Source organism: Ruegeria sp. BA12 (assembly GCF_056539625.1).
Map to the genome: position 1 here is coordinate 222,863 of NZ_JBQFVF010000005.1, position 23,316 is coordinate 246,178.

Annotated in this window: 31 protein-coding genes; 20 read left to right on the top strand and 11 right to left on the bottom strand. The window is 58.3% G+C overall.

All coding sequences use genetic code 11. From position 1 onward, the window contains the following. Positions 1–23 precede the first annotated feature (23 nt). Together ACR0B0_RS12295 and ACR0B0_RS12300 are read left to right on the top strand one after the other, a co-directional pair. Positions 24–374: a hypothetical protein gene (locus ACR0B0_RS12295; RefSeq protein WP_480647985.1), complete on the top strand. Its 351-nt coding sequence runs from the start codon at positions 24–26 to the stop codon at positions 372–374. Positions 375–504: 130 nt separating this feature from the next. Then, complete coding sequence (locus tag ACR0B0_RS12300) at positions 505–1,302, top strand: class II glutamine amidotransferase (RefSeq protein ID WP_170350346.1); 798 nt, start codon at positions 505–507, stop codon at positions 1,300–1,302. A 12-nt stretch (positions 1,303–1,314) separates the two neighbouring features. Here the strand turns inward: ACR0B0_RS12300 and ACR0B0_RS12305 are convergent, their stop codons facing one another. From ACR0B0_RS12305 to ACR0B0_RS12315, 3 genes are read right to left on the bottom strand one after another with little or no spacing between them, the layout of a single operon-like run. After that, complete coding sequence (locus ACR0B0_RS12305) at positions 1,315–2,478, bottom strand: lytic murein transglycosylase (protein WP_480647987.1); 1,164 nt, start codon at positions 2,476–2,478, stop codon at positions 1,315–1,317. 11 nt (positions 2,479–2,489) lie between these two features. Next, the gene (cbiB, locus tag ACR0B0_RS12310) at positions 2,490–3,410 is read right to left on the bottom strand and encodes an adenosylcobinamide-phosphate synthase CbiB (RefSeq protein WP_480647989.1); all 921 of its coding nucleotides are present in this window, start codon (positions 3,408–3,410) and stop codon (positions 2,490–2,492) included. Next, positions 3,407–4,372: a threonine-phosphate decarboxylase gene (locus ACR0B0_RS12315; RefSeq protein ID WP_425081487.1), complete on the bottom strand. Its 966-nt coding sequence runs from the start codon at positions 4,370–4,372 to the stop codon at positions 3,407–3,409. The genes cbiB and ACR0B0_RS12315 overlap by 4 nt, the downstream gene beginning before the upstream one ends. Before the next feature lie 184 nt (positions 4,373–4,556). Here ACR0B0_RS12315 and ACR0B0_RS12320 point away from each other — a divergent pair, with 184 nt between their 5' ends. Continuing rightward, a complete protein-coding gene (locus tag ACR0B0_RS12320; RefSeq protein ID WP_480647992.1) occupies positions 4,557–4,919 on the top strand; it encodes a response regulator transcription factor in 363 nt (120 codons plus the stop codon). On the opposite strand, the gene ACR0B0_RS12325 is transcribed toward ACR0B0_RS12320, so the two are convergent. Further along, positions 4,901–5,890 (bottom strand): glutathione S-transferase family protein, encoded by a 990-nt coding sequence (locus ACR0B0_RS12325; RefSeq protein WP_480647994.1) that lies wholly within the window; start codon positions 5,888–5,890, stop codon positions 4,901–4,903. The two genes, ACR0B0_RS12320 and ACR0B0_RS12325, sit on opposite strands and share 19 nt — an antisense overlap. Before the next feature lie 213 nt (positions 5,891–6,103). Between ACR0B0_RS12325 and ACR0B0_RS12330 the strand changes: the two genes are divergently transcribed. Then, complete coding sequence (locus ACR0B0_RS12330) at positions 6,104–6,457, top strand: hypothetical protein (protein WP_170350352.1); 354 nt, start codon at positions 6,104–6,106, stop codon at positions 6,455–6,457. 148 nt (positions 6,458–6,605) lie between these two features. Here ACR0B0_RS12330 and ACR0B0_RS12335 read toward each other — a convergent pair whose 3' ends face one another. Next, positions 6,606–7,778, bottom strand: a complete 1,173-nt coding sequence (locus tag ACR0B0_RS12335) for a MalY/PatB family protein (protein ID WP_170350353.1) — start codon at positions 7,776–7,778, stop codon at positions 6,606–6,608. Positions 7,779–7,872: 94 nt separating this feature from the next. On the opposite strand from ACR0B0_RS12335, the gene def (ACR0B0_RS12340) reads away from it, so the two are divergent. The 6 genes from def (ACR0B0_RS12340) to speB all read left to right on the top strand — a co-directional run bounded on the left by def (ACR0B0_RS12340) (position 7,873) and on the right by speB (position 11,166). Next, complete coding sequence (gene def, locus ACR0B0_RS12340; protein WP_480647996.1) at positions 7,873–8,391, top strand: peptide deformylase; 519 nt, start codon at positions 7,873–7,875, stop codon at positions 8,389–8,391. Continuing rightward, on the top strand, positions 8,388–8,882 hold the full coding sequence (gene def / locus ACR0B0_RS12345; RefSeq protein WP_170360011.1) for a peptide deformylase: 495 nt from the start codon (positions 8,388–8,390) through the stop codon (positions 8,880–8,882). Before def (ACR0B0_RS12340) ends, def (ACR0B0_RS12345) begins: the two co-directional genes overlap by 4 nt. A gap of 2 nt (positions 8,883–8,884) precedes the next feature. Next, on the top strand, positions 8,885–9,799 hold the full coding sequence (gene fmt, locus ACR0B0_RS12350) for a methionyl-tRNA formyltransferase (RefSeq protein ID WP_480647998.1): 915 nt from the start codon (positions 8,885–8,887) through the stop codon (positions 9,797–9,799). 5 nt (positions 9,800–9,804) lie between these two features. Then, positions 9,805–10,041, top strand: coding sequence for a hypothetical protein (locus ACR0B0_RS12355; RefSeq protein ID WP_170350357.1), 237 nt, complete (start codon positions 9,805–9,807; stop codon positions 10,039–10,041). Position 10,042: 1 nt separating this feature from the next. Further along, on the top strand, positions 10,043–10,279 hold the full coding sequence (locus ACR0B0_RS12360; protein ID WP_170398659.1) for a GlsB/YeaQ/YmgE family stress response membrane protein: 237 nt from the start codon (positions 10,043–10,045) through the stop codon (positions 10,277–10,279). 65 nt (positions 10,280–10,344) lie between these two features. Beyond that, the gene (gene speB, locus ACR0B0_RS12365) at positions 10,345–11,166 is read left to right on the top strand and encodes an agmatinase (protein ID WP_480648000.1); all 822 of its coding nucleotides are present in this window, start codon (positions 10,345–10,347) and stop codon (positions 11,164–11,166) included. Here the strand turns inward: speB and ACR0B0_RS12370 are convergent. The 6 genes from ACR0B0_RS12370 to ACR0B0_RS12395 form a co-directional block, all read right to left on the bottom strand. Then, the gene (locus tag ACR0B0_RS12370; RefSeq protein ID WP_170350360.1) at positions 11,163–11,786 is read right to left on the bottom strand and encodes a trimeric intracellular cation channel family protein; all 624 of its coding nucleotides are present in this window, start codon (positions 11,784–11,786) and stop codon (positions 11,163–11,165) included. The two genes, speB and ACR0B0_RS12370, sit on opposite strands and share 4 nt — an antisense overlap. Next, positions 11,783–12,250 (bottom strand): ribonuclease HI, encoded by a 468-nt coding sequence (gene rnhA / locus ACR0B0_RS12375; RefSeq protein ID WP_170350361.1) that lies wholly within the window; start codon positions 12,248–12,250, stop codon positions 11,783–11,785. The genes ACR0B0_RS12370 and rnhA overlap by 4 nt, the downstream gene beginning before the upstream one ends. Continuing rightward, positions 12,243–12,827 carry a class I SAM-dependent DNA methyltransferase gene (locus tag ACR0B0_RS12380; RefSeq protein WP_480648002.1) on the bottom strand — a complete coding sequence of 195 codons (585 nt, stop codon included), beginning with the start codon at positions 12,825–12,827 and terminating at the stop codon, positions 12,243–12,245. The genes rnhA and ACR0B0_RS12380 overlap by 8 nt, the downstream gene beginning before the upstream one ends. Continuing rightward, the gene (locus ACR0B0_RS12385) at positions 12,824–13,276 is read right to left on the bottom strand and encodes a DUF3429 domain-containing protein (RefSeq protein ID WP_170350363.1); all 453 of its coding nucleotides are present in this window, start codon (positions 13,274–13,276) and stop codon (positions 12,824–12,826) included. The genes ACR0B0_RS12380 and ACR0B0_RS12385 overlap by 4 nt, the downstream gene beginning before the upstream one ends. Next, positions 13,273–14,223, bottom strand: coding sequence for a 4-hydroxy-3-methylbut-2-enyl diphosphate reductase (gene ispH / locus ACR0B0_RS12390; protein ID WP_170350364.1), 951 nt, complete (start codon positions 14,221–14,223; stop codon positions 13,273–13,275). Before ispH ends, ACR0B0_RS12385 begins: the two co-directional genes overlap by 4 nt. Positions 14,224–14,415: 192 nt before the next feature. Continuing rightward, positions 14,416–14,991, bottom strand: a complete 576-nt coding sequence (locus tag ACR0B0_RS12395; RefSeq protein ID WP_058283597.1) for a LabA-like NYN domain-containing protein — start codon at positions 14,989–14,991, stop codon at positions 14,416–14,418. A 128-nt stretch (positions 14,992–15,119) separates the two neighbouring features. Between ACR0B0_RS12395 and folK the strand changes: the two genes are divergently transcribed. From folK to rnc, 10 genes are all read left to right on the top strand, one after another. Further along, on the top strand, positions 15,120–15,701 hold the full coding sequence (gene folK, locus ACR0B0_RS12400; RefSeq protein WP_480648038.1) for a 2-amino-4-hydroxy-6-hydroxymethyldihydropteridine diphosphokinase: 582 nt from the start codon (positions 15,120–15,122) through the stop codon (positions 15,699–15,701). Between the two features lie 95 nt (positions 15,702–15,796). After that, entirely contained in the window at positions 15,797–16,150 is a 354-nt protein-coding gene (gene rpoZ / locus ACR0B0_RS12405) for a DNA-directed RNA polymerase subunit omega (RefSeq protein ID WP_170350365.1), read from the top strand. Positions 16,151–16,176: 26 nt separating this feature from the next. Then, positions 16,177–18,309, top strand: coding sequence for a RelA/SpoT family protein (locus ACR0B0_RS12410; RefSeq protein WP_170360026.1), 2,133 nt, complete (start codon positions 16,177–16,179; stop codon positions 18,307–18,309). 16 nt (positions 18,310–18,325) lie between these two features. Beyond that, on the top strand, positions 18,326–19,024 hold the full coding sequence (locus ACR0B0_RS12415) for a DUF2062 domain-containing protein (protein WP_170360028.1): 699 nt from the start codon (positions 18,326–18,328) through the stop codon (positions 19,022–19,024). Next, the gene (locus ACR0B0_RS12420) at positions 19,017–19,763 is read left to right on the top strand and encodes a pyridoxine 5'-phosphate synthase (protein ID WP_480648004.1); all 747 of its coding nucleotides are present in this window, start codon (positions 19,017–19,019) and stop codon (positions 19,761–19,763) included. Before ACR0B0_RS12415 ends, ACR0B0_RS12420 begins: the two co-directional genes overlap by 8 nt. A gap of 39 nt (positions 19,764–19,802) precedes the next feature. Then, entirely contained in the window at positions 19,803–20,780 is a 978-nt protein-coding gene (locus ACR0B0_RS12425; RefSeq protein WP_170398677.1) for an NADPH:quinone reductase, read from the top strand. A gap of 58 nt (positions 20,781–20,838) precedes the next feature. Continuing rightward, positions 20,839–21,291, top strand: coding sequence for a hypothetical protein (locus ACR0B0_RS12430; protein WP_480648006.1), 453 nt, complete (start codon positions 20,839–20,841; stop codon positions 21,289–21,291). After that, on the top strand, positions 21,288–21,707 hold the full coding sequence (gene acpS, locus ACR0B0_RS12435; protein WP_170350370.1) for a holo-ACP synthase: 420 nt from the start codon (positions 21,288–21,290) through the stop codon (positions 21,705–21,707). Before ACR0B0_RS12430 ends, acpS begins: the two co-directional genes overlap by 4 nt. A 57-nt stretch (positions 21,708–21,764) precedes the next feature. Further along, entirely contained in the window at positions 21,765–22,601 is an 837-nt protein-coding gene (gene lepB / locus ACR0B0_RS12440) for a signal peptidase I (protein ID WP_170350371.1), read from the top strand. Next, a complete protein-coding gene (rnc, locus tag ACR0B0_RS12445) occupies positions 22,598–23,278 on the top strand; it encodes a ribonuclease III (protein WP_170350372.1) in 681 nt (226 codons plus the stop codon). Before lepB ends, rnc begins: the two co-directional genes overlap by 4 nt. Positions 23,279–23,316: the final 38 nt, after the last annotated feature.

Consider the following 23,316-nt stretch of genomic DNA (forward strand, 5'->3'; position numbering starts at 1 on the left):
ACCATTCGGGGTAGGGTGTTGGTATGACCCGTCTTTTGATCCTTATCCTGCTGATCGCACGCCCGGTATGGGCGGCGGAATGGCCAATCAAACCCGGAGATATTCCCCTGACGCCAACAGAACTGGAGGCGCTGGCCGGGCGCACACTGACCTTTTTTGATGATGGGCAGTCCAGTTTCTCGGTCGGCGGAGCCTACTCTTACACCTATGCCAGCGGTGAATCCGCCTTTGGCACCTATTCGATCGCCGAGGATGGCAGCGTCTGCATCCAGTACAGAAACGGGTTCGACCGCTGCGATTTGTATGTGCGCAGCGGCGAACGACTGATCCTGATTGATCAAAAGGGCGATCGTTATCCGGTGCGGCCGGAGTAATTGATTGCCAAATGCGAACTCTGGTTGTCATTTGATAGAAGAAATTCCAAAAAAGTTGGAAATTTGGGAAAAAAACTACACAATGAGTTGATATACCAGCCACATCTGAAATTTTTGAATAGGCGAACAGATGTGTCGGTTTCTGGCTTGGGTCGGCGAGCAGCGGTATCTTGATGAATTGGTTCTGGATCAAGAGCAATCTCTTGTCATTCAGAGCCGCAACGCGCTGATCGGGAAGACGCCCGTAAATGCTGATGGATTTGGGCTTGCGTGGTATTCTGATCGTGAGACGCCATGTTTTTATAAAGATACACACCCAGCCTGGTCGGACGCAAACCTTAAGCAATTGACCCATCATACCAGATCGCGCCTTTTCCTGGCCCACGTTCGGGCCTCGACCGGGACAGCCACGTCTCGGAACAACTGTCATCCTTTTGGGGTCGGTGCATGGAGCTTTATGCACAATGGCCAAGCCGGAGGGCATGATCTGATCCGGCAGGAACTGGACGCGATGATCCCAGCACATCTGTATGGGTATAGATTTGGCGCAACAGAAAGCGAAGCGATCTTTCTGATCGCGCAAGGCGAGGGGCTAGACGCTGACCCGGTAGCAGCAATGTCCCGAGCGGTCGCGCGAGTGGAGGCGGCGTCAAGACGATGCGGTGTGTTACCCTATCTTAGGTTCGCGGCCTGCTGGTCAGATGGAGAACGTATATTTGCAGCGCGTTATGCTTCGGATCGGTACGCGCCGAGCCTGCATTACCGTCGCTGCAAAGATGGTATTATCATCTCATCAGAACCATTGGATGGTGACAGCGACGGCTGGGTCGAAATTCAGCCGAACACTGCAATCGAAACGGAAGGATCAGAGATCATTTCACACGCGTTCGAACCTGGCCGAGCACTTTTTGCGGCAAAAAGCGCGTAATCCAACAACGTTTCACAAACGTCCAAGCAATTCGGCCGTCGGCCAGGCATCCGCCGGTAATCCGAGCCGCGCTTGTTCAGCCTGAACAGCAGCCCGTGTACCCGCGCCCAGAATTCCGTCGATTTTGCCTACATCATACCCGCGCGCCTGTAGCTTGCTTTGCAGCTGTTTCATTTGTGCGCCTGAAAGCCCCTGTGAAGCATTACCGGCATTATAGATTTGACCACCTTCCAGCCGTGTGCCGAAATAGGCGGCGGTTAGAACGTAGACAAAGCTCTGATTCCATTCGAAATAGACGTCGAAATTCGGATAGGCCAAAAAGGCCGGGCCGTTGTGGCCCTGCGGCAATATCAGCGATGCGGGCAAGTTAGCCAAAGATCCGTTGCGGGCCTGGACACCCATGGCCTGCCAGTCGGACACTGGGCGCGGTTTGCCCGGGCCGGACAGCGACCAGTCCATTTGCGCGGGCACCGTCACCTCTTGCAGCCACGGCTGCCCCGGCTGCCAGCCCAGGTGCGACAGCATCTTGGCGCCCGACATCAGCGCGTCCGGCGCGGACGTTTTCAACGAGACCGTGCCATCTCCGTCCCCGTCGACACCGTTTTCTAGAATGTCGCGAGGCAGCATTTGCACCATTCCAATCTCACCAGCCCAGGCACCGGTGGTGCGAATTGGGTCGAAATTGCCCTGTTGGTACAGCTCGATGGCCGCAAAGATCTGTGGTCGGAACAATTCGGGGCGGCGGCAATCATGGGCCAGTGTCACCAGCGCGTTGCGGGTGTTGAAGTCGCCCTGAAACGCGCCATAGTCGGTCTCGAACGCCCAAAAGGCCAAAAGAACCCCGCGTGAGACGCCGTATTCCTGATCAATCCGATCAAACACCGCATCATATTTGCGTGACATGGCCTGACCCCGGTCGATCCGGTTTTGCGAGATCAAATGGCGTGAGAAGTCGATGAACGGTTTCTGAAACACACCCTGCGCGCGGTCGGCTTTCAGGACGGCGCCGTCCTGCTGCACGCCGTTGAAAAACGCATTGACGGTGGATTTGTCGAACCCTTGCTGTATGGCCTCAGCCTTCAGCCCTTTGACGAAGGAATTGAATCCGCCACCGCATTGGGCAAGGGCGGGCGAGGCGAGCAGAACGGCGGCAACAAGGCCAGAGAGAATGCGCATGGGCAGGTCCGTCAGAGAATAAAGCTGACCCCAACCCACACCGATAGAAGGCCAAGCGCAAGCCCCCAAACGGTCCACAGCATGTTACATGCGCGGAAAACCTCTGACGCGCCGATTTCGCGCGGAGCATCGCCGTTCACCCAGGCTAGATCGCGGACTTTACCGTCATAACTGCGCGGGCCCGCAAGGGCCACGTTCAGGGCGCGCGCCATGGCGGCCTCGGGCCATCCTGCATTGGGAGAGATATGGCGGCGCGCATCCGCCACCATGTCAGGCCAGCGTGCCCATTGGCCGGACAGTGCCACGATCATCAGGCAAGTCAGGCGCGCGGGGATCAGGTTCAGCATGTCGTCCAGTCGGGCGGCGGCCCAGCCAAAGTCGCAGTACTTTTCGGTGCGGTAGCCGATCATACTGTCGGCGGTGTTGATAGCCTTGTAAATCAGCAACCCCGGCAACCCGGCGAGCAGGAACCAGAAAGCAGGTGCGATGACCCCGTCGCTGAGGTTCTCAGCCGCGCTTTCGATCGCAGAGCGGGCAACCTGCGCCTCGGTCATGTCGCGAGTGTCGCGGGACACGATCATCGCCACCTTGGCACGGCCCTCGGCCAAGGAGACGCGCAGCCCTTCGCCCACATCGCGTACATGCGACACCAGCGATTTCTGCGCCAGCAGGATGGCACAGAGTATGATCTCAGCGACTGGTCCTAGCAGTGCCAGCAAACGCCCAAGGATCAATGCGCCAACGACCAGCAATATCACTACTGCGACGCCTTTCATCCGCCGCTGCGCGCCGTGGTTCAGGTGCTTGTCCAACCACCCGACGATGTTGCCCATCACGACTGCCGGGTGGCGAACGCGCGACCAGAGCCAGTTCGGCTCACCCAATGCCGCGTCCAGACACATGGCGCAGACCAGCATGAAAGTGATGCTCACAGTGCGGCCTCTAACCTGCTCCATCCATCCGCTGGGGGCAGGCCAACCCGCAAGAAGGTCTGGGAATAGGGGAAGACGCGGCTCCAGATATGGGCGCGGGCCAGACGGTCCTGCCATTGGGCTGCGTTTTCGACGGTGTAGAGGCGAAACAGCGTGGTGCCCCCGACCAGGGTGGCTCCTTTATTGATCAGTAATCGATCCAGCCGGTCAGACTCGGCGGTCAGGTGTTGACGGGTGGAACTGGCCCAGTCAACGTCCCGCAAAGCCTGCTCTCCGATCCGCAGGGCAGGGCCGGACACGGACCAAGGCCCCGTCAGGTCGTTCAGCCGGGCGATCAGGTCAGGATGACCGATGGCAAACCCCAGCCGCAGCCCGGCGAGCCCCCAGAACTTGCCAAAGCTTTTCAGCACGATCACACCGGGGCGCGCGGCCAGATGGATCAGTGAAACACCGGGGCTGACATCGCAAAAGCTCTCGTCGATCACGGTCAGCGGGGCGTTTGCATCCGCCTCGGACCAAATCCGGCCATCGGGATTGTTGGGATGCACGATGACACGGGCGTCGGCTGGGCCGTTGGATTGAACGGTCCAGCCTTGCGCGGCGAAGGCGGCGGCATGTTCGTTGTAAGTGGGCGTTGTGATCTGAACCCGACCACGGGCGGCGAGCGCCGGAATGCGGGAGATCACCGCCGATGCGCCGGGCGCGGGCAGGATTGCGGCCCCATTGGGCACTGCCCAGAACTGGCGGGCGGCCTCAGTCAGGCGCTCGAAGGCACCATGATCCGGCAACTCAGCCCAGTCTGAAGGGATCAATCCAGACACCTGATAGGGGTGAGGATTTATCCCGGTGGACAGGTCCACCCAATCGGTACGCGTGCCGCCATAAGATGCGATGGCCCCGTCCAGCCCTCCGCCATGGTCGCGTGCGGCGCGCGGGTTCAAATTCTCGGTAGGGCTTGCCATGGGGTTTCTCGCTGGAATCGCCTGTTTCTGCCCGTTTCAAGCGGATTTTTGCCGTTTACACAAGCGAATCCGCAAGTTCCGGGCCTTGCGGCAACGTCGTTAACGCTTTGTTAAGGAATAAGCGTGATCACAATTCACGGGGGGTCGGCACCATTCACTCTTTTTTGGGCCGAGGTTGTCGCAAATGAATGTTTTGATTGTTGAGAGTAACCCCGACCTTGGTCGGGTCTGGAAAAGGCATCTTGAACGGCACGGCACCGAAGTGACGCTGGTGGCCGGGCAGGAGACAGCGATTCTGGCGCTGTATGGTCAGGAGTTCGATATCATCGTGCTGGATCTGGTGCTTGAAACCGGCAGCGCGCTGGCCGTGGCCGATTTTGCCAGCTATCGCCGCCCCGAGGCGCGGGTGATCTTTGTCACAAACACCACCTTTTTCTCGGACGGTTCGATCTTTGCCCACAGCCCGAATGCCTGCGCCTATGTGCAAAGCGCAACGCCGCCAGAGGATCTGGCGGCGATGGTCGAGCATTACGCGGCGGGTCGCTGACCGCGCCCGTGGGGGTGCAGATAATCCAAGGATGGGTTCACTGGGATGATCCGGCTCGGATTGATTGTTTCGTGGCTGTAGTGATAGTGGCGCACGATATGGTTCATATTTACCGTCTGTGCGACACCGGGCCATTGATATAGCTCGCGTGTGTAGGCCCACAGGTTCGGATAGTCGATCAGCCGCCGCTTGTTGCATTTGAAATGCAGATGATAGACCGGATCAAACCGGATCAGGGTGGTGAACAGCCGCCAATCTGCTTCAGTCACCTGATCGCCCATCAGGTACCGGTTTCGGGCAAGGCGATCTTCAAGCCAGTCCAGTGTGTCGAACAGGGGATGCACGGCGGCGTCATAGGCCTGTTGCGTGGTGGCAAAACCGGATTTGTAGACCCCATTGTTGATGTCGGAATAGATGCGGGCGTTGACCTCTTCGATCTCGTCCCGCATCGCCTCGGGCCAGTAGTTATCGGTGTTGCCGGTAATGCCGTCAAAGGCCGTATTGAACATACGGATGATTTCCGAACTTTCGTTCGAAACGATGGTCTGTTGTTGCTTGTCCCACAGGATCGGCACAGTGACACGTCCCGAATAAGCTGGATCAGCCTTGGTATAGATTTGATGGGCGTAATCGAATCCATAAAGGGTGTCACCGGTTGCACCGTGGTCGTCAGTTTCAAAGGTCCATCCCTTGTCCAGCATGTCTGGATGCACCACCGAGACGGAAACCAGATCGCTCAGCCCTTTTAGTTCGCGAAAGATCAGTGTGCGGTGTGCCCAGGGGCAGGCGTGGCTGACATAGAGGTGATAGCGATCCGGTTCCGCCTTGAAACCGTCCTTGCCGGACGGCCCTGCGCTGCCATCTGCGGTCAGCCAATTGCGAAACTGCGCGGCGCTGCGTTTGAAGGCGCCGCCAGTAGATTCGGTGTCATACCATGTGTCGTGCCATTTGCCGTCGACCAACAGGCCCATTGCGTATCCTCCGCTTGTGCGTTTCGACAAACATAGGGTGTTGAACACAGCCTTGACACGTGAAGGGTCGCGCACTGGCTCTGCGTCTGCGCACAGGGCATGCGATGATTTCCCAGCAACAGATCGTCAGCGCATGGCGCTATGTGACGGCCTTCACTGGATTTTTACAGTTGAGCCGTCACAATGGAATCCATTGCCGGGGGAATAGTTGTTATGAGTACCTATGTTTCAAAGGAAATAAGCGCAGAATTGGACGCGGCGCGAATCGCGGGGTTGAAGAAAACCAGCCGCCTTCGTGTCGAAGTTGACGACAATACGTTCAAAATACTCAGATTGTGGAAGGATGGCTTTACGGTTGAGGCCGCTACGACACCGCAATTGCGTGGATTGGTCGATATCTACGACGGTGCGCGCCATTTGTATCAATGCCTGATCATCGCCGATGATGAAGAGGCCGGTGAGATGCGGTATGATTTTAAGCGTAGTACGGCCGCGGCCGACAAGGCCCCGCTGGATTTCTACCGCGCACCCGACGCGCCGATTGCTTTGCTAGGGCACAAAGACTAGGGACGGATTTTTCGAACAGGATGTAATCGGTTTGGTTGCTTGCGGCACCAATGCGGCGCGGGCGTGCGCAGGTCTAATCTGTGCCAGCTAATCCACGCCGCAGCAGCCAGTACGACAAGCAGGATCAATAGCTCAATCTTGCGCGACGCTATTGAAGGTCGCCAAACGCGCGTTTCAGGCGCGCGCAGGCTTCCTCGACGCGGCTGCGCTGGGTGGCCAGATTGAACCGTTCGAAAGTCTCTCCGCCAGCGCCGAATCCGGGGCCGGAGGAGGTGGCAATCCGGGCGTCCTCGCGCAGACGTCGAACAAACTCGTCGTGATCCATCCCGGTGCCCGAGAAATCGACCCAGGCCAGATAGGTGGCCTGCAGGGGCATTGACCACAGACCCGGTATTTCGGCGATGGCGGCGTCAAATAGTTTGCGGTTGCCGTCCAGATGCGCCACCTGCGTATCCGCCCAGGCCGCGCCTTCCGGTGAATAGGCCGCAGTGATCATGGCCACGCCTAAGGCGCTGGGCGCATAGTCCAACGTTTTCAGCCGATGCCGCATAGTGGCGCGCAGCTTGTCATCGGGGATGATCATGTTGCCGGTCCGCTGCCCTGCGATGTTGAACGTCTTTGACGCCGCAGTCAGCGTCACGGTCCAGGGGCGTGCCTCGGGCGCGGCCTTGTCCATCGGCACGAAGGTATGACCGGAATAGACCAAATCCTGGTGAATTTCATCCGACACAAGGATCAACCCGTTGCGCTCGGCAAAGGCGGCGACGGCCCGCAGCTCCTCGGGGCTCCAGACCCGACCCGACGGGTTTTGCGGTGAGCACCACATCAACAGTTTTTCAGACCCGTCCAGCCGTGACTGTGCATCCTCAAGATCAATGCCATAGCTGTCGCCTTGCCGCGCCAGCGGGCATTCCACCACGCGCCGCCCAGCGGTGTTAATCTTATGAGCAAACTCGTGATAGACCGGGGTAAAGATGACAACACCATCCTCCGGCTGGGTCCAGACATCCAGGCACAGGGCAATTGCATTGCCCAACCCTTGCGAGGTCAGCACCCAATCGGTGTCAATCGCCCAATCGTGACGGTTCTGCATCCACCACTGTACAGCGGCCAGATATTGCGGGTGTTCCCAGGTATAGCCAAAGGCCCCGTGATCGGCGGCATCCCGGACAGCCTCGATTACGCAAGGCGCGGTGGCATAATCGGAATCGGCGGTCCACATGGCCAGCCCATCTTGTGGCGAGACACCGTACAGCTTTTCCATCTTGTCCCATTTTGAGCTGTTGGTGCCCCGGCGGTCGATCAGGTCGTTGAAAGTCATGTCTGCTCCATCTGTCCGCAGGAAAGCTAGCTACAATTCCCGCAGGTGCAAGGGGGGCGTTGCGGCGGGGGGCGGGATGGCCTAAATCAACCCCATGAAGCGAAATATTTTGATCCATCCCGACCCCCGTCTGAAAAAGGTCTGCGCCCCGGTGACCGACCTGTCGGACGAACTACGCAAACTGGCCGACGACATGCTTGAGACGATGTATGATGCGCCCGGCATCGGGCTGGCCGCACCGCAGATCGGCGTGCTGGACAGGCTGATCGTGATGGACTGCATCAAGGAAGAAGGCGAGACGCCACGCCCTCTGATCATGTTCAACCCTGAGGTCATCGCTTCGTCAGACGAGACTAACGTCTATGAAGAAGGGTGCCTGTCGATCCCTGAGCAGTTCGCCGAGGTGACGCGCCCGAAAGTGGTGGAGGTGACGTGGATGGATCGCGACGGGAACTTGCAGAAAGAGACGTTCGATGGGCTCTGGGCAACCTGTGTGCAGCACGAGATCGATCATCTGAACGGTAAGCTGTTCATTGATTATCTCAAGCCGCTGAAACGTCAGATGATCACTCGTAAGATGCAGAAACTCAAACGCGAACAGGCCCGCGCGTGACCGTCCACACCTGCCTGCCCTGGCCGGACAAACGTCTGCGGACCAAGGCCGAGGATGTGTCTGAAGTAACCGACGAAATTCGTGCTATCTGGGATGACATGATCGACACGATGGAGGCCATGCCTGGCGTTGGCCTCGCCGCCCCGCAGATCGGTGTGATGCTGCGCTTGGCGGTCGTTGACGGATCGACCGAGCGGGGCCGTGCAGTACGTCTGGCAAATCCCGAAATTCTGCACAGCTCTATCGAATTGCGAGAACACGAAGAGGCCAGTCCGAATCTGCCCGGCGTCTCGGCCAAGGTGAAACGCCCGCGTGCGGTGACGGTCCGGTTTCTGAACGAACAGGGTATGATCGACCGCCGCGACTTTGTCGGGATCGAGGCCACCAGCGTGCAGCATCAAATCGATCATCTGAACGGTCGGATGTATTTTGATCGTCTCAGCAAGGTCAAACGCGACATGCTGCTGCGCAAAGCCAAGAAACAGGGGTAGTAATGCGCGTCATTTTCATGGGCACGCCCGATTTTTCGGTCCCAGTTCTGGATGCGCTGGTTGAGGCCGGGCATGAGATCGCCGCAGTCTATTGCCAACCTCCGCGTCCGGCCGGGCGGGGCAAGAAAGACCGCCCAACGCCCGTGCATGCCCGGGCCGAGGCGTTGGGCCTGACTGTCCGCCATCCGGTTTCACTAAAGTCGCCTGAGGAACAGGATGCCTTTGCCGCACTGAACGCTGATGTGGCCGTAGTGGTGGCCTACGGGCTGTTGTTGCCTCAACCCATTTTGGACGCCCCGGCGCAAGGCTGCCTGAATATTCACGCCAGCCTGTTGCCACGCTGGCGCGGGGCGGCTCCGATCCATCGGGCGATCATGTCAGGCGATGCGGAAACCGGCATCTGTATCATGCAGATGGAGGCCGGTTTGGACACCGGCCCCGTCCTTTTGCGGCAGGCCACTGATATCGGGCCGCAGGAAACCACGGCGCAACTGCATGATCGTCTAGCACCGATGGGGGCTGATCTGATCGTAAAGGCTCTGGCCCGTCTGCCCGAACTGACGCCCGAGCCTCAGCCCGAGGATGGCGCGACTTATGCCTCGAAGATCGACAAGGCTGAGGCGCGGGTCGACTGGACCCGCCCGGCGGTCGAGGTGGATCGCCAGATACGTGGCCTGTCACCCTTTCCCGGTGCGTGGACTCTGATCGGAGGCGATCGGGTCAAGCTGCTGGCCTCGAAACTGGCCGAGGGACAGGGCGCGCCCGGAGAGGTTCTGAACGACGCGCTGCGCGTGGCCTGCGGTGATGGGGCGATTGACCTGTTGCGCTTGCAGCGAGCAGGAAAAGGGGCACAGGATACGGAAACCTTCCTGCGAGGATGGCCGGTCGCAGCCGGAACCCGCCTGAACACGGAGTAAGACAAATGTTCATGGTCTTGATGGGCACCGTCGTGATTGCCGGTATCGTGGGCTATCTGGCCGAGAAGACCGGGTTTACCCATAACGGATACCTGCCCTCGATCATCATTTGCGTGGGTGGGGCGTTTCTGTTCTATTTTGTCCGCATCATGTTCGGTATCAGTTTTGGCTCGCCCGGTCTGAACGCAGTTCTGTCGTCCATTGGTGCGCTGATTATCGTGCCAACGCATTGGAGGAAGTAACGTGCCCGTCATTGCCCTGATCGTCATCGGTGCCGCTGCCGGATTTCTGGCCACCCGGTTGATGCGGATTGAGGCAAACATACCAACGACCATGCTGATCGGAATCATGGGTGCGCTGGTGGGTGGGTTCCTATTGCGCTTTTTTATTACAGTGGCAGGTTGGCTGTCGGGCTTTGTGGGCGCGGTACTGGGCGCATTGTTGGTGATCTGGATCTGGCAGACCTATCTACGCCGCTAACCTCTTGACGTTTGGGCAGGATGCCAGCCAGATCGCCGGAATATCCAACCTGAAAGAGGTGCCTCATGCCACATAACCTGAATTCCGGTGACGTCGCTCTGATGGGAGTGCCGCTGGATTTGCATTCGTCTTTTCTGCAAGGACCTGCCTTTGCACCGGGTCGTATCCGCGAAGCGTTGCATTCCGGGGCCGCCAATCTGACAGCCGAGGATGGAACTGATCTGGGCGCGACGGACCGCTTCAAGGATACCGGCGACCTGGAGGTGTTCGAGATGATCGGGCAGGAACCCATCGACCGGATCGAAAAGGGCGCTGCCGCCCGCATCGCAACCGGTGCGCGGCTGTTGTCACTGGGCGGGGACCACTCGGTCGCTTATCCGCTGATCAAGGCGCATTCTGAGCGGTATGAGGGGCTGAACATCCTGCATATCGACTCGCATCCTGACTTGTATGACAGCCAGCAGATCGGCCCTTTGGGCCACGGTTGCCCGTTCGCGCGGGTGATGGAAACCTGTCAGATCAATCGTCTTGTGCAGGTGGGCATCCGCACCATGAACAAACACCAGCAGGAACAGGCCGACAAGTTCGGGGTCGAGGTCATCGACATGCGCAACTGGTGCCCTGATTTGGATATCCGTTTTGACGGCCCGGTCTATTTGTCGTTAGATCTGGACGCGCTGGACCCGGCTTTTGCGCCCGGTGTGTCGCATCATGAACCCGGCGGGTTGAGTACGCGTGAGGTGATCAATCTGATCCACCGGTTCGAAGGTCAGCTTGTTGGTGCGGATATCGTCGAGTTGAACCCCCATCGCGATCCCTACGGAATGACCGCAATGGTGGCGGCAAAATTCGTCAAGGAAATTGGCGCGCGGTTGTTGTCGCGTTAATGGCGGGGCGGGCGGCTTTTGTAAGCGGGCAGTCTCCAGCCGAACAGTAATGACCCCGCCCGCAAGGCCCAGCAGATCAGCGCGCAGGTCGCCAGCGTCACAAGCTCGTCGACCCCAAGACGGTGTGCGATCACGGCGGTCACAGCACCCGCGAAAGCGCATGAAACGTAAAGCTCTCCCTGTTTCAAAACCAGCGGTACCTCGTTGCAAACCACATCGCGCATCAGCCCGCCCAAGCATCCGGTGCAGACACCCATCAAAACCACAATGGTGCCGGACTGCCCCAACGACAGCGCCGCACCTGTTCCAGCCGCGACCGCAATAGACAGGGCAAAACTGTCCAGCCAGATCAGCCAGTTATAACGGCTTTCAACGAGGTGTGCAGTGAAAAACACCAGCACCGCTGCAGCTACGGCGATCAGGATATAGTCGGGTTGCCCAATCCAGAATACCGGATGCCGGTTCAAAAGAACGTCGCGCACAGTGCCACCGCCTACTGCCGTCAGGCAGGCGATGAAGGCAAAGCCCACCAAATCCAGCTGCGCTCGGCTGGCCACCAAGGCACCGGTCAGGGCAAAGACAAGAACCGAGGCATAGTCCAGCAGGGCCAGACCGTTCACGATTTGGCCTTTTGGGGCTTGAACGGTGCCATGCCGGCGCGGGCTAGCTCATCGGCTTTTTCATTTTCGGGATGGCCCGCGTGACCCTTGACCCATTCCCAGATCACATCATGCCGGGTCTGGGCCTCATCCAACCGCTGCCACAGATCGACATTCTTGACCGGTTTTTTGTTCGAGGTCTTCCAGCCGTTCCGCTTCCATCCGAAAATCCACCCCGTCACACCATTCTTTACATAGGCACTGTCGGTTATGACGGTGATTGTCGAGGCGCGATCCAGCGCCTCTAGCGCATTGATCGCGGCTAGCAGTTCCATGCGGTTGTTGGTGGTCTCGGCCTCTCCGCCCTTCAACTCGCGCTCTTTCAGGACTTTGTCGCCATCCATTGCGCGCAGCAACACGCCCCAGCCGCCGGGTCCGGGATTGCCGGAACAGGCTCCGTCGGTATAGGCAAACAGTTCAGGCATGGGCCAGCACCAGAATGAACCCGTCATAAGACCCGGCCAGACCCGTTCCCATAGCGGTGGTGATCCGGTCGATGGTGAACCCGGTTTGTTCCAGCGCAGCCTCGATCTCGGTCTGTGAGAAATAGGTGTAGTAGCGATCCAGATCGTCGCGGTGTTCGCCCGTGCCCAGCTTCAGGCCGAGGAAAAAGATGCCCTCGGGCTTCATTGCCCGGTGAATGGCCGCCAGGTGGCGCGAGAAATCTGTTCGGGGGGCGTGCAGCAGGGAAAAGCTGGCATAGATGCCGTCATAGGCGTCCACCTCGGTCACATCGTCAAACGTGCCCAGATGCGCGTCGACACCATTTTCCCGCGCGTGTTCGACGAAGGCAGGGGTTGCGTCCAGTGCGCGGACGGTCATGCCCTCGCGCATGAAAAAGGCGCTGTCTGAACCCGGGCCCGAGCCCAGATCCAGAATGTGGCCACTGCCAACGGCCTCGGTAAAGGCCAGGCGGGCCTCGATCTGTTCCGGGGGCAGGGGGATTTGCAGGTACTCCGCCACCCGTGTCGTATAGGCGTTGATCGTTTTATCGTCGGTCACAGGTATACTCCTACGGCGAGGCAGACCAACACGACGGCGGTCAACATGACTCGCAACCGCAGCCACCAGGTTGGGGTCAGCCGCCAATAGGCAAAGATGGCATCCAGTACCAACAACCCGGCAAAACCGTACATCAGATTGGTGCCGGTGCTGACAGGACCGCCCCCGGTTTTAAAGAACGCCCATAGCGCGGGTAGAACCGACAGGGCATAACATGTCGCCGCCTTGCCGCCCGAGGTTTTGGTGGCGAATCCCCACAAAACGCCGGACATAAAGCTCAGGATCACCGAGCCATAGAACAGCTGTACATAGGGCCCGACGAAACGCGAGCCAAACATCTGCGTACCCCAACTATGCAGATCATCGTTCAGATAAGTCAGCGCGCCCCAGATAAACGGGATCAGCCCCGCCAGTCCAAGAAAAAGCGGGGCCGTTGGTATGCCCCTCATGCAGGTTCTCTCAGCACGCGGGGCACTTTGAACTCGACGTTTTCCGTAGCGGTTTCGACCAGCTCGACGGTCACGTCATAGTGGGCGCGGAAGGCGTCGATCACTTCGTTGACCAGCACTTCGGGAGCCGACGCCCCGGCGGTGATCGCAACCGACGAGATACCTTCGAGCGCGCGCCAGTCGATCTCGGTCGCGCGTTGCACCAGCTGCGCGTAATTGCAGCCCGCGCGCGAGGCGACCTCAACCAGGCGGCGCGAATTCGAGGAATTCGGCGCGCCGACAACCAGCAAGGCATCCGACTTCGGGGCTACGGCCTTGACGGCCTCTTGCCGATTGGTGGTGGCGTAGCAGATGTCTTCCTTGTGCGGTCCAACGATGGCCGGGAACCGTTGTTCTAGCGCGGCGATGATGTCCTTGGTGTCATCCACCGACAGGGTGGTCTGGGTGACAAAAGCCAGTTTGCCCGGATCGCGCACCTGTACGGTGGCCACATCCTCGACGGTTTCTACCAGCAGAACCTCACCCTCGGGCAGCTGACCCATGGTGCCGACGGTTTCGGGATGGCCTTTGTGACCGATCATGATCATTTGCAACCCGGACTCGGCGTGGCGCTGGGCCTCGACATGGACCTTGGATACCAGCGGGCAGGTTGCGTCGACATAGATCATCTCGCGCTGTGCCGCGGTCGCGGGGACGGATTTTGGCACACCGTGGGCTGAGAAGATTACCGGACGGTCGTCGGGGCATTCGTCCAGTTCTTCGACGAACACGGCACCCTGCGCGCGCAATCCGTCGACGACGAATTTGTTATGCACGATCTCGTGGCGCACATAGACCGGCGCGCCCCATTTCTGCAGCGCCATCTCGACGATCTTGATGGCGCGGTCGACACCGGCGCAGAATCCGCGCGGGGCAGCAAGGTAAAGAGTCAGGGGTGGCTTAGTCATGTCACGGTCTCCTTAGGCCACAGGTAAGTCTTTTCCCGGCCTTGGTCCAGACAGGAGCTTGTCATTTCCCTGACATGAATCGGTGCTAGCCAATAGATGTTTCAGCACCTGTTCATTGTTAAAAAAGGCGCGGTCAGGATTGAGACACTGACCGCGCCGATTACTTTCCCCGGTTTGATAGGTGGCCGGTGCTTATTGCCCGCCTGCAGCCGCAACGCTGCGTGGCTCCATCGGCATTTCGCGCGGAGGCCGCCCGATCACATCGCGCAAGTCTTCCAGTTCGATGAAATTGTCGGCCTGGCGACGCAGCTCGTCCGAAATCATCGGCGGCTGGCTGCGGATGGTCGAAACAACCGAAACACGCACGCCCTGGCGCTGAAGGCTGGCAATCAGCGGGCGGAAATCCCCATCGCCCGAAAACAGCACGATATGATCAACGCGCGGTGCAAGTTCCATGGCATCAACGGTCAATTCGATGTCCATGTTCCCTTTGACTTTCCGACGCCCCATGCTGTCGGTGTATTCTTTTGCCGGTTTGGTCACCATCGTGAAGCCGTTGTAATGCAGCCAGTCAACCAAGGGACGGATCGGCGAATACTCGTCATTTTCCAATAGCGCTGTGTAGTAGAAAGCACGAAGCATCTTGCCGCGGCGCATGAACTCCTGGCGCAGCAATTTATAGTCGATGTCAAACCCCAGTGCTTTTGCGGCCGCATAAAGATTCGAGCCGTCGATGAACAGCGCTAGCCGTTCGTCTTTATAAAACATAAATAGATCCTTCCGGTACTAACCAGAACGCCGGATGATTAGGTGAGTGAGCTAGAAAATAGGCGGCGCGCTGATATGCCTATAATTAGGGCTTTTATCATGTATCGCAACCATGCAATTCACCGAATATAGCGAGTAGTAGGAGCAAATCTTTGTCAGAATCAGTGATTGCACTGGGTGCGAATCTCAATTTGAGATCATCTGGGCCCAACGTGACACTTCAAAGGGCTATTGACGCGATTTTGCGTCAGGGGGTGGTGATTCGCGCCGTCAGCCGCTTTTTCGAGACCCCTTGTTTCCCTGCCGGAGCTGGGCCGGATTACGTCAATGCGGCTGCATTGATCGAGACTGAAAAGACCCCGGCCGAGGTTCTGCAATTACTGCATGAGATCGAACACGAATTTGGCCGCGAGCGGGTGCAACGGTGGGGCATGCGGACATTGGATCTGGATCTGGTCTCTTATGACGATCTTATACTGCCGGATCGTGCTGAATACGACCATTGGCTTAACCTGCCGCCCGAGGCGCAGAAACAGCAGGCGCCCGAGCAATTGATCTTGCCACATCCGCGCCTGCAGGACCGGGCATTCGTGTTGGTTCCGATGGCGGATGTAGCCCCTGATTGGCGGCACCCGGTGCTTGGTCGGACCGTCACCGAGATGGTCGCAAGTCTGCCTACCGAGGATGTCGAGGCTGTAACCCCTCTGTGAATGGTGCAATTGACACCATTTCCTGCTTGTCAAGGCGGGGATTCGCCCTTAGATAAACGTCTTCCTGACATGGATTCAGTAACGGAGAGCGCCCCATGGCCCGCGTGACGGTTGAAGATTGCGTAGACAAGGTTCCAAACCGGTTTGAACTGGTGATGCTTGCCGCCCATCGTGCGCGCGAGATTTCCGCTGGTGCATCGATCACCGTCGACCGTGACAACGACAAGAACCCTGTTGTGTCGCTGCGCGAGATCGCGGACGAAACCCAAGGTGCCGACGAGCTGCGCGAGCGTCTGATCGAAGCCAACCAGACCCAGATCGAGGTGGATGAGCCAGAAGAAGATCAGATGGCTCTGCTGATGGGTGCGGAATCGGACAAACCGGTCGAGGATGACATGTCGGAAGAGAAGCTGCTGCGCGCTCTGATGGAGGCTCAAGGCCAGGGGTAACCCCCAAACACGAAGGTGCGGACCGGATGATTTCTGCTGAAGACCTGATTGCGCTGGTCCGCAACTATAATCCCAAAACCAATGCCGACCGCATCGCCCGGGCTTATGAGTTCGGGATGCAGATGCATGACGGTCAGTTCCGCCATTCCGGCGAACCCTATTTCACCCATCCCGTTGCCGTTGCCGCCATCTTGACCGAACAGCGTCTTGATGATGCGACAATTATCACAGCGCTGCTGCACGACACGATCGAGGATACCAAGGCCAGCTATGGCAAAGTGTCCGAGTTGTTTGGGGATGAGGTCGCCAAGCTGGTCGATGGCGTCACCAAGCTGACCAATCTGCAGCTGTCCAGCCGCGAGACCAAACAGGCCGAGAATTTCCGCAAACTGTTCATGGCCATGTCCAAGGACCTGCGGGTTATTCTGGTCAAGCTTGCCGACCGTTTGCACAACATGCGCACCATCAAAGCGATGCGTCCGGAAAAGCAGGTGGTCAAGGCGCGCGAGACGATGGATATCTACGCGCCACTTGCGGGACGGATGGGTATGCAGTGGATGCGCGAGGAACTGGAAGACCTCGCCTTCCGAGTGTTGAACCCCGAAGGTCGCCAATCTATCATCCGCCGCTTTATTACTCTGCAACGGGAAACTGGCGATGTGATCCACCGCATCACCGGCGATATGCGGCACGAGCTTGAAAAGGCCGGGATCGAGGCAGAAGTGTTTGGCCGTGCCAAAAAACCTTATTCGATCTGGCGCAAGATGCAGGAAAAGGATCAGGGGTTTTCACGCCTGTCCGACATCTATGGCTTCCGCATCATCACCCAGACCGAAGAAGACTGTTACCGTACCCTTGGCGCTATCCACCAGCGCTGGCGCGCGGTGCCGGGAAGGTTCAAGGATTACATCAGCCAGCCGAAATCGAACGGATATCGCTCGATTCACACGACGGTGTCAGGGCGTGATGGCAAACGGGTCGAGGTTCAGATTCGCACCCGTCAGATGCATGACGTGGCCGAAACCGGTGTTGCGGCGCACTGGTCGTATCGCGATGGTGTGCGGTCGGAAAACCCGTTTGCAGTCGATCCCGCCAAGTGGATTGCCAATCTGACCGAACAGTTCGACAGCGAGGATGATCACGAAGATTTCCTCGAAGCCGTCAAGCTTGAGATGTATTCGGACCAGGTGTTCTGCTTCACGCCCAAGGGTGATGTGGTGAAACTGCCGCGCGGCGCGACGCCGATTGATTTTGCTTATGCCATCCACACAAGGATCGGCCATGCGTGCGTCGGGGCTAAGGTGGACGGTATCCGTGTGCCGCTGTGGACCCGGATCAAGAACGGGCAATCGGTGGACGTGATTACTGCGGATGGGCAAACCCCACAGGTCACATGGCTTGAAATCGCAGTTACCGGCAAGGCCCGCACGGCCATCCGTCGCGCCCTGCGCGAGGTGGATCGTGAACGGTTCATCAAACTGGGCAAAGAACTCGCACGTTCAGGGTTTGATCATGTCGGGCGCAAGGCCACCGACAAGGCGCTGGACACCGCAGCCAAGCACCTGCGTCTGAAAGACCGGCACGAGCTGCTGGCCCGCCTCGGCAGTGCTGAGCTTACGGCACATGATGTGGTCAGCGCCGTTTACCCGGAGCTGACCCAAGACGATGGCGACGCCATTTCCCCTCGTCGTGCTGTGATTGGTCTGGAGCCTGGGCAGAAATTCGACCGCGCGCCCTGTTGCCAGCCGTTGCCGGGCGAACGCATCGTCGGCATCACTTTTCGCGGCAAGGGCGTGGTGGTTCATGCCATCGATTGCGACCGCTTGTCCGACTATGAAAGCGAACCGGATCGATGGGTCGACTTGCACTGGCATTCGGGCACACACCCGGCAGTTTATGGGGTGACGCTGGACCTGACCATCGGCAATGACGCTGGGGTGTTGGGGCGTATCTGTACGTTGATAGGTGAGAAAAAGGCCAATATCTCGAACCTGGAATTCGTTGACCGCAAACCGGATTTTTACCGTCTTTTGATCTCTGTCGAACTGCGTGACCTTGAACAGTTGCATTCGCTGATGTTGATGCTTGAGGCTGAAAGCGACGTTGCCGCGGTCGAGCGGCATCGGAATCGGGAAAAAACCGCAGTTGCGGCAGGCTGAGAAGGGGTGATCAGGAGTGGTTTTCAAGCGCCGAGACCGACGCTCGCCCATTCAGATCGCTTCGGAATTCATCTATCCGCGCGGCGGCTGGACCCGTGCCTTTCATTACGTCAAACACCGCATCCGGCGGCTGCCCGATTCACCTGAGCGTATCGCGCGTGGTGTCGGAGTGGGCGTGTTCACGGCGTTCACGCCGTTTTATGGGTTCCACTTCTTTATCGCGGCCCTGCTTAGCCGGATTTTCAATGGCAATTTGCTGGCATCGCTCAGCGGTACCTTCTTTGGCAACCCTCTGACTTATGTGCCCATCGGGGTCGTCTGCCTGCAAACGGGCCATTTCCTTTTGGGTGACGACTTTGAAGAGGAAGAAACCCACGGCCTGATGGATAGCTTCTTCAAGGCGTTGAGTGACCTGAAGAACAACTTCATGGCGATGTTCACGGGCCGCGATGCCGATTGGCGCGGGCTAAGTGTGTTTTATGATGAGGTGTTCTTTCCTTATCTGATCGGCGGCATCTTTCCTGGGCTGATTGCCGGGTATATCTGCTATTATCTCAGCCTGCCGGTGGTACGCACCTATCAGCAGCGCCGCCGCGCCCGGATCAAGGCGAAATTCGATGAAATCAAACGTTTGGCCGAAACCAAGGCTGCCGTTCCGGTGGCAAACCCTCTAGGCTCGGGCCGGAATTCGGGAAAGGAATCAAGCGATGTCTGACAAACACCTGCGTCTGGGCGTGAATATCGACCACGTGGCCACCGTGCGGAACGCGCGTGGTGGGGCTTATCCCGACCCTTTGCGTGCAGCCAAGTTGGCCGAAGAGGCCGGTGCCGACGGCATCACTGCGCATCTGCGCGAAGATCGCCGCCATATCTCGGACGCTGATATCGATGGGCTGATGGAGGTTCTGTCGGTGCCGTTAAATTTTGAAATGGCCGCCACGCCCGAAATGCAGCAGATCGCCCTGCGCCACAAACCGCACGCGGTTTGCATCGTTCCCGAAAAACGCGAAGAGCGAACCACCGAAGGCGGGCTTGAGGTTGCGCGCGAGGAAAACAAGCTAGCCCATTACATCGCCCCTTTGCGCAAGGCGGGGTGTCGCGTGTCGATCTTTATTGCAGCCGACCAGCGCCAGATCGAAGCGGCCCACCGCATCGGTGCCGAAGTGATCGAACTGCATACCGGCGCCTATTGCGACGCCCACGCCGAGGGTCGGTTGGACGAAGCCGCACGCGAACTAGAATCACTGCGCGAGATGTCCGCCTTTGCCCACTCGCTGGGGTTGGAAGTTCACGCAGGTCACGGTCTGACTTATGACACGGTGCAACCCATCGCCGCGTTCCCCGAGGTGCGCGAACTGAACATCGGTCACTTTCTGGTCGGCGAGTCGATCTTCCGCGGCCTCACCCCTGCCATTGCCGAGATGCGTCGGCTGATGGATGAAGCGCGGGGCTGACCGCTTCATATCACCATTGTCGGAAGATGGGGTAATGCAATGAAAGCAATTTCATATCGTAATTTTGGTCCAGCAGAGGACGTGCTTGAACTGATTGATATGCCCGATCCGGTGGCTGGGCTGGGTGAAGTTGTGGTTCAGATCAAAGCCACCGGAATCAATCCATCAGATGTTAAGTTGCGGGGTGGCGCGCGGCCAGGCGCTGTCATGCAGCACCCGCTTGTCATTCCACATTCGGATGGTGCCGGAGTAATTGTGTCCGTTGGCTCAGGTGTCGATCCGTCCCGGGTTGGTGAAAGGGTCTGGATCTGGAATGGCCAGTGGCAACGCGCGTTCGGAACCGCTGCTGAGTATATCGCTTTACCGTCAGAGCAGGCCGTTACTCTTCCTGACACTACCAGTTTCGCCGAAGGTGCGTGTTTTGGGATTCCGGCAATGACCGCATGGTATGCCTTGTATGCTGACGGGCCGATCGCTGACAAAACTATCCTGGTGACCGGCGGGGCGGGGACTGTGGGGCGTTACGCCTGCCAAATGGCCGCTCTTGGCGGGGCTCGGGTTATCACCACGGTCAGTTCGCAGGAAAAAGCAACGCACTCTGGTGCAAAGGAATTTGTGAATTACCGCACCCAAAACGTGGCTGAGACTGTATTGGATATGACAGACGGCGCGGGCGTTGATCGTATTGTCGAAGTGGACTTTGCGGCAAATCAGGATGCGTCTCTGGCACTAATCCGGCCGGGTGGTACCATCGCAAGTTATTCTTCCGTGTCGCAAATGCGACCAGAGCTCGATTTCTACGGTTTCATGTTCAAGAACATCCGCTTGCATATGTTGATTGTTTATCAACTGGATGCTGTTGCACGGCGCAGGGGGGAGGCGCAGCTAACGGAATGGCTGGAGCAAAAAGTGTTGAGCCACGCGGTGGTTCCGGCGGGCGACCTCACGAATGCCGCTGCTGCCCATGCAAAGGTCGAGACCGGGCAAAAGCTGGGTACTGTGGTGTTGGAGGTGTGATGTTTCCGGAAGAAAACGCTGAATCTTTTCCGCCAAAGCTACAGGAGCGTTGGTAGCTGTGACGTTGCGGTTTGATTCAAACCAAAAGGTCGGGCTGGATCGGTTAGGCTATTTAGCCTTCTTTTTCTCGACCTTAGTCACCCTTGGATTGATACAAAGATGGTTAGACTTCGAATGGCCCTTCCAAACACTGCCGCTGTCCATTGCAATGGTTTTTTCTGCGTCACTGTACGGCATGGCAAAAGGTATTAGAGGTAAATCCTTGGGCCCTACCTTTAAGAGTTGGATCATCGCAAGGCAGATGGTGCTGACTGTGACGTTTTTCTTCCTCGTGATCCTCTCAATTTTCTATCTGCTCGGAGAGGTTCCCAGGTTATTTGTGAATGTCTCGCGGATCATAGAACTCACGCTTTGTATGCTGATTTCGTTTGTTTTTTGTCGGTACGCCTTCATTTTGGGAGTGAACAAGGGATACTCGGCTTTTCTAAAGAAGGAAAACCACAAACTATGATCCTTGGCATCGGCACAGACCTCGCAAATATCGAACGCATTCAGGGTACGCTCGACCGGTTTGGCGACCGGTTCCGCAATCGTGTTTTCACCGATACTGAACAGACCAAGGCCGAGCGCCGCGCCGATACGGCCGGGACCTATGCCAAACGCTGGGCCGCGAAAGAGGCATGTTCCAAGGCGCTGGGCACCGGCCTGCGCATGGGTATCGCGTGGAAGGATATGGCGGTCACTAACCTGCGTACAGGCCAACCTGTCATGCATGTCACCGGTTGGGCCGCCGAACGTCTGAAAGAGATGACGCCTGAGGGCCATGAAGCCATCATCCATGTCACTCTGACAGACGACCACCCTTGGGCACAGGCCTTCGTGGTGATCGAGGCCCGACCACTTCAAGATAACGCCACGCAGCCTTGACTTGCCCCCGTCGGCCCCGCATGTAGCACCCCAACAACCAAAGGACCGGAGAGCAGTATGGCCGAGGACGTCAAAACCGGAAATCCCGTGTGGGAGACGATCAAAACCATCGTCTATGCCCTATTGATCGCGGGTGTTTTCCGTACCCTGTTCTTTCAGCCGTTCTGGATTCCCTCCGGCTCGATGAAACAGACGTTGCTGATCGGGGACTTCCTGTTCGTCAATAAAATGGCCTATGGCTATTCTTATGCCTCGTGCCCAAGCCTGATTATTCCCAGCGTCGGCTTGAACGTCGATGCGGAAGATATTTGCGGTTGGATGAAAGGTGACAACACGCGCATTTGGGGTGGTGAGCCCGAGCGCGGCGACGTCATCGTTTTCCGTCATCCCGTCACCGGGCGCGACTATATCAAGCGGCTGATCGGCCTGCCGGGGGATCGCGTTCAGGTCCGTGAGGGGCAGATCATCTTGAACGGTACACCAGTGCCGCAACAACCCGACGGCGTCTTTACCGAAACCGCCGAACCTCAAGGCCCGCAAGGCCTGCGCCCGCGCTGCGAGAACGGGCCTGTCGGCATTGGCGGTGTCTGCGAAAAGAGCCGTCTGATCGAAACCTTGCCCAACGGGGTCTCTTACGACGTGCTGAACATCACCGATCAGGGTTCGGACAATACCGGCATTTATACTGTGCCCGAAGGCCACTATTTCTTCATGGGTGACAACCGCGACAATTCCAGCGACAGCCGCTTGCCACAGTCCGCCGGAGGCGTGGGGTATGTTCCTTATGAAAACCTGATTGGTCGTGCTGATCGGATCATGTTCTCGTCCGCGGGTCGGTCGATGCTGTTCTTCTGGACCTGGCGTGGTGACCGCTTCTTCAAGGCGATCAATTGAAGCTTTCCGCCGAGATAAAAGCGTTTGAGCAGCGATTGGGGTATGAGTTCGCAGACCCCGAACTGCTGGTGCGCGCGTTGACTCATGGATCGGTCTCTTCGGCGACCCGGCCTGATAACCAGCGGCTGGAGTTCCTGGGCGACCGCGTTCTGGGCTTGGTCATGGCGACGGCTCTGCTTGAGGCCGACAAGAAGGCATCCGAAGGCCAACTTGCCCCCCGCTTCAATGCGCTGGTCCGCAAGGAGGCGTGCGCTGACGTGGCCCGTCAGATCGATCTGGGCGCGGTGTTGAAACTGGGCCGGTCTGAAATGATGTCTGGCGGCCGTCGTAAACAGGCCCTGCTGGGCGACGCGATGGAGGCGGTCATTGCCGCGATCTATCGCGATGCCGGGTTCGAAGCGGCGCGGGATGTAATTCTGGCGCTTTGGGGCGATCGTATCCACACGGTCGAAGCTGATGCGCGGGACGCCAAAACCTCGTTGCAGGAATGGGCGCAGGCGCGGGGCCAAAAGCCGCCGTCTTATGTCGAGATCAAGCGCAGCGGCCCGGATCACGCCCCCGTCTTCACGATTGCCGCTCGACTGCAAGACGGCACCGAGGCTCAGGCAACCGCAGGTTCAAAACGTCAGGCAGAACAGGCCGCAGCCAAATCGCTGTTGGAAAACCTACCTAAGTAGATTGCGGTCTTGGGCAGGGGGCAAGCCCCCTTTCGCCC